This is a genomic window from Methylibium sp. (genome assembly GCF_031393925.1).
In the GTDB taxonomy this organism is placed as follows: Bacteria; Pseudomonadota; Gammaproteobacteria; order Burkholderiales; family Burkholderiaceae_C; genus Methylibium.
The window spans coordinates 1-3,816 of the sequence record NZ_JANMWL010000145.1 but is presented as its reverse complement, the minus strand read 5'-3'; the positions used below and the strand labels follow the sequence as shown (position 1 = coordinate 3,816).

Here is a 3,816-nt window from a genome sequence, read left to right as displayed (position 1 = left end):
CGACTACCGCGACATCGTGCGGTCGGTGGCCGCCTCGCTGCGCACCGTGCGCATCGACGAGCTCACCGCCATGGCTCGCGGCATGCCGGGCATGTTGGGCGAACTGGCCGAAAACGAAGTCTTCGACCGCGCCTGTTGCCTCACGATGGGCGAGCGTCGCTACCGCCAACGCGCCGAAAAGAGCTGCGACGCCTTGCTCGCACGGCTCTGCGGCCCCGGTCGCGACGCCTGACGCGACCACGATTGCGACGCCGGCCTTCACCCGAACGGCCGGCTCGAAAACCGCGAACCCGCCAGCCCGAAACGCCACGGCACGTCCTGCGCCTTGGAGATGCCGATGCGCGGCCCCCGGCTCACGCTCACCGCATCGGCTGGCGCATGCAGCTCGAAAGGTGGCGCGTCGAGTCGCATGCCGTCGTGTTCGCGGGTGATGCCCAGCGCCTGGCCGACGCGTCCGGGCCCGGCGCAGAGCAGGCGCTCATCGCCCGTGCCGCGGCGCGCGCGCATGGTGTCGATGCCGGTGGTGGGCTCGAGCGCGCGGATCAGCACGCCGGCTCCGTGGCCCGCTTCGCGGCACACCAGGTTGAGGCACCAGTGCAAGCCGTAGGAGCGGTAGACATAGGCTCGCCCAGGCGGGCCGAACATGGCGGCGTTGCGCGGTGTCGGGCCGCGATGGCTGTGCGAGGCCGGGTCGTCGCGGTCGTAGGCCTCGGCCTCCACGATGCGCCCGCCCACGCCAGCCACCAACAGGGTGGCGCCGATGAGCGCTTGCGCCACCTCGGGTGAGGAGGCCGAGAAGTCGATGTCGGCCCAGTCGTTCATGGCGGGCTCCGCGGCGAACACTTCCGTGGCTGCTCAGAGCTTGGGAATGCGCAGCGTCTTGCTGATCATCAGCGAGCCCGAAAGCACGAACAGCAGCGCGAGCGGATGCAACTGCCACGGCCCGAGCGTCAGCACGCCGCCGTAGATGGCGTCGCCGATGCGGCCTTGCCAGGCCGCCACCGCGAGCACCGCGGTCAGCAGCACGCTCGACGGGATCGGCGTGCCTTCGAAGTAGGCCACCTTGTCCTGGCCCTCGGCCAGGCTTTCGGCGGTGACGTTGTAGCGCGCCAGCCGGCTCACACCGCAGCACACGAAGTAGATCAATGCCGCCACGTCCCAGCCACCGTCGAGGCCGGCGGCAAAGGCCAGCGTCGCGGGCGCCACGCCGAAGGAGACGATGTCGGCCAATGAGTCGAGCTCGCGGCCGAGCGACGAATGCTGGCTGCGCCAGCGCGCGATGCGCCCGTCGAGCACGTCGAACGCGAACGCCGCCGGCGCCATCGCCGCGGCCCACAGGAACTGCGGCAAGGAGCGGCTGGCCATGAAGCTCATGGCGAGCAGTACGCCGGCCAGGCCGCAAGCGGCGTTGGCGAGGGTGAAGAAATCGGCCAGGTGAAAGTCACGCAGCATCGAGAAATGCCGCGGTCGAACGCCGCAGGCCCAGCGGCGGCTCATCGCGTCTGCCTCGCCAACCCCGGCTGCGGCTGCGTGGGCATTTCTTCGTCGGGAGACATTTCGGGCGGGATCGGGTCGTCGGGCGGCATGCCGGGCAGCTCGCGCTGCACCGGCGCAGGCGGCGAGGGCGTCTGGTCGGGGGTGGGCAAGGGGACGGTGTGGTTCATGGCGTGCTCCGGGCGATGGGTGCCGTGCGCTACGCGAGCAGGCGGCGTTCCCGCCGCTCGCTCAATCGAGCGGTTTGAGGCTGCCGAGCAAGGTGGGAATGAGTTCGCTCACCGTCGGGTGAATGTGCATGCAGCGCTGGATCACGGTGTAGGGCGCGCCTGCGGCCATCACGTCGAGTAAGGAATGGATGATCTCGTCGGCCTCGATGCACAACAGCGTGGCGCCGAGGATGTGGTCCGTCTGGCCGTCCACCAGCACCCTCATGAAGCCCTGCGTCTCGCCGCGCTCGCGGGCGCGGGCCACGCGCTTCATCGGCATCACGCCCACGCGCGCCGGCCTGCCGCTCGCGCGCACCTCGCGTTCGCTTGCACCGATGCGCGCGAGCGGCGGGTCGGTGAAGAGGGCATAGGCCGGGATGCGATCGCTGACGCGGCGCGCCTGGCCGTCGAGCAGGTTGGCCGCGACGATCTCGTGGTCGTTGTAGGCGGTGTGGGTGAAGGCGCCGCGGCCGTTCACGTCGCCGAGCGCCCAGATGCCGGGCACGTTGCTGCGCAGTTCGTCGTCGACGACGATGTAGCCGCGCTCGTCGGTCGTGACGCCGGCCTGGTCGAGCCCGAGGTCGTCAGTGTTGGGTCGGCGGCCGACGGCAAACAGCAAGTGGCTGCCAGAGACTTCGCGCGCTGCGCGGCCCGACGTGAACGCCAGGCGCATGCCTTCGCCTACCTTCGTGACCGAAACGTCCCGGCTGCCCAGCTCGAAGGCCACGCCCTCGGCCTCGAGGAGGGTCTGCACCGCGCTCGACACCTCGTCGTCCTCGCGCGCGATGATGCGGTCACCGTATTCGAGCACCGTCACGCGTGAGCCGAAGCGCCGGAACATCTGCGCGAACTCCAGGCCGATGTAGCTGCCGCCGACCACCAGCAAATGCTCAGGCAGTGTCGCCAGCGACATGATCGAGCGGTTGGTGAGGTGGCTCACGTCGGCCAGGCCTGGCCATTCGGGCACCACCGGCCGCCCGCCCGTGTTGATGAAGATCTTGGGCGCCTCGAGCACGTCGTCGCCCACCTGTACCGCGCCGGGTGACACGAAGCGGGCATGGCCCCACACGATCTCGAGTCCGGCCGTGCCCTCGAGCCACTGTTTGAGGCCGGCGACCGACTGCGCGACCACCGCGTTCTTGCGCGCCATGACGGCCGCCATGTCCACGCTCACCGCACCGCCCAGGCGCACGCCGAAATCGGCGGCACGCCGCGCCAGGTGCGCCACGCGCGCGCTCGCCACCATCGTCTTGGTGGGCGTGCAGCCGTCGTTGACGCAGGTGCCGCCGTAGTGTTCGCGCTCGATGAAGGCGGTGTGCAGGCCGGCGCTCGCGAGCCGCACGGCCAGAGCCGGGCCGGCCTGGCCGCTGCCGATGACGATGGCGTCGAAGCTGCGTTTCATGTCGGACTCCTCCAGCGCTTGCGTGATCACTGTAGCCGCGCACCGCCCGTGCATCGGAGGGTGACATCGGCAGCACCGGGCGGCACACCCTTGCGCGTGTGGCTGGCGGCGGCGTGGTACCTGACCAACCAGAAGCAAGGCGTGAGCGCCCTGGGCCTGCAGCGTGTGCTGGGGCTGGGGAGCCACCAGATCGCCTGGACCAGGCTGCATCGGTTTCGCCGGGCCATGGTGCGCCCCGATCGAGACCGCTTGAAGGACCCGGGCGAGGTCGGCGAAACCTACCTGGCCATCACGGACCGCGAGGAGCCGATTTCACCCGTGGGACGCAAGAACAAGACGAGCAAATTGCTGGTCATCCTGGCGGTGGAGTTGCTGCAGCCCAAAGGCTTCGGGCGGATTCGATTGCGCCGCATCGAGAACGATTCCGATGAGTGTGTCGTGCCGTTCGTGCAGGCCTGCATCGAGCCCGGCGCGCAGGTGAGAACCGATGGCTCGGCCGCGTACTGCTCATTGAGCGGACTGGGCTACGACCACCAGCGCACGGTGATGCTCGGCTCCGATGTGCCCGCCCATGTGTCGATGGTCGGCGTGCACCGGGTGGCATCACTGGTCAAGCGCTGGATCCTCGGGACGCATCACGGTTTTTGGAGGCGGCGGCCCAGGCGGGCGCGGCGTCGATCCACTACACCGTGCTGCGACTGCCCTGGGAGG

Annotated in this window: 5 protein-coding genes and 1 pseudogene; 2 read left to right on the top strand and 4 right to left on the bottom strand. The window is 69.7% G+C overall.

All coding sequences use genetic code 11. The features are described 5' to 3' along the window. Positions 1-232: hypothetical protein (locus RMO12_RS08330; RefSeq protein WP_309638937.1), on the top strand; the 232-nt coding region annotated here is incomplete at its 5' end. A gap of 26 nt (positions 233-258) precedes the next feature. Here the strand turns inward: RMO12_RS08330 and RMO12_RS08325 are convergent. The 4 genes from RMO12_RS08325 to RMO12_RS08310 all read right to left on the bottom strand — a co-directional run bounded on the left by RMO12_RS08325 (position 259) and on the right by RMO12_RS08310 (position 3,105). Next, the gene (locus RMO12_RS08325; protein WP_309638936.1) at positions 259-822 is read right to left on the bottom strand and encodes a DNA-3-methyladenine glycosylase; all 564 of its coding nucleotides are present in this window, start codon (positions 820-822) and stop codon (positions 259-261) included. A gap of 33 nt (positions 823-855) precedes the next feature. Continuing rightward, a complete protein-coding gene (locus RMO12_RS08320; protein ID WP_309626664.1) occupies positions 856-1,497 on the bottom strand; it encodes a CDP-alcohol phosphatidyltransferase family protein in 642 nt (213 codons plus the stop codon). Then, positions 1,494-1,664 (bottom strand): hypothetical protein, encoded by a 171-nt coding sequence (locus tag RMO12_RS08315; protein ID WP_309626665.1) that lies wholly within the window; start codon positions 1,662-1,664, stop codon positions 1,494-1,496. The genes RMO12_RS08320 and RMO12_RS08315 overlap by 4 nt, the downstream gene beginning before the upstream one ends. Before the next feature lie 61 nt (positions 1,665-1,725). Beyond that, positions 1,726-3,105 (bottom strand): FAD-containing oxidoreductase, encoded by a 1,380-nt coding sequence (locus tag RMO12_RS08310; RefSeq protein ID WP_309638935.1) that lies wholly within the window; start codon positions 3,103-3,105, stop codon positions 1,726-1,728. A gap of 84 nt (positions 3,106-3,189) precedes the next feature. Here RMO12_RS08310 and RMO12_RS08305 point away from each other — a divergent pair. After that, positions 3,190-3,747: pseudogene (locus tag RMO12_RS08305) on the top strand (IS1595 family transposase); the annotation flags it as partial. Between the last annotated feature and the right edge of the window lie 69 nt (positions 3,748-3,816).

What these genes read in the sequence shown, in the direction of transcription:
- RMO12_RS08325 (WP_309638936.1), bottom strand. Translation starts at nt 822, where the DNA reads ATGAACGACTGGGCCGACATCGACTTCTCGGCCTCCTCACCCGAGGTG.
- RMO12_RS08320 (WP_309626664.1), bottom strand. Translation starts at nt 1,497, where the DNA reads ATGAGCCGCCGCTGGGCCTGCGGCGTTCGACCGCGGCATTTCTCGATG.
- RMO12_RS08315 (WP_309626665.1), bottom strand. Translation starts at nt 1,664, where the DNA reads ATGAACCACACCGTCCCCTTGCCCACCCCCGACCAGACGCCCTCGCCG.
- RMO12_RS08310 (WP_309638935.1), bottom strand. Translation starts at nt 3,105, where the DNA reads ATGAAACGCAGCTTCGACGCCATCGTCATCGGCAGCGGCCAGGCCGGC.